General features: G+C 36.5%; 1 pseudogene. It reads left to right on the top strand.

Going from position 1 to position 488, the window contains the following annotated elements:
* Positions 1-46 precede the first annotated feature (46 nt).
* Positions 47-463 (top strand): annotated as a pseudogene (locus EF384_RS09640) (transposase); the annotation flags it as partial.
* Between the last annotated feature and the right edge of the window lie 25 nt (positions 464-488).

Genomic DNA, 488 nt, shown 5'->3' with positions numbered 1-488 from the left:
GCTATGGTTAAAGTGACTAAACCTAACCAAAGAAAGGGGTTTCTCAATGGCAACTTTACACGAAAATCGTCTACTTTTCAATTCAAATGTTACAGTATCTCACTCTGGTGGAAATTTGTCCTCAGATTCCGGCTTAATATTAGCAAAAGAATTCATGAACAAATTTGAGTTTAGCCAAATCTTATGTAAAAATATCCAGATTCAAGATGACCGACTGTATCATGTTCATGAAAATGAATCTATTCTGGAACAAATCATCTTGCAGTTGATTGCAGGCTATCCTACAGATTCTTCAGCCAATATATTAGCAACGGATCCTATCTTTCAAGCTGTTTTAAGCAAAAAGCGGTTGGCTTCACAGTCATCCATTTCTCGCTTTTGGGATCGGATGTCAACAGAAAATATCGTCCAGCTACAAAAGGTTAACCAGATTTTGATTGATAAAGCACGTACGATTCGAAATACGGGTTCTGTTGCAAAGTTTTAAA

This window comes from Aerococcus agrisoli (genome assembly GCF_003797145.1).
Classification (GTDB): Bacteria; Bacillota; Bacilli; order Lactobacillales; family Aerococcaceae; genus Aerococcus; species Aerococcus agrisoli.
Note: the sequence above shows the minus strand (reverse complement) of the source record. Positions and strands in the feature narration are given on the sequence as shown.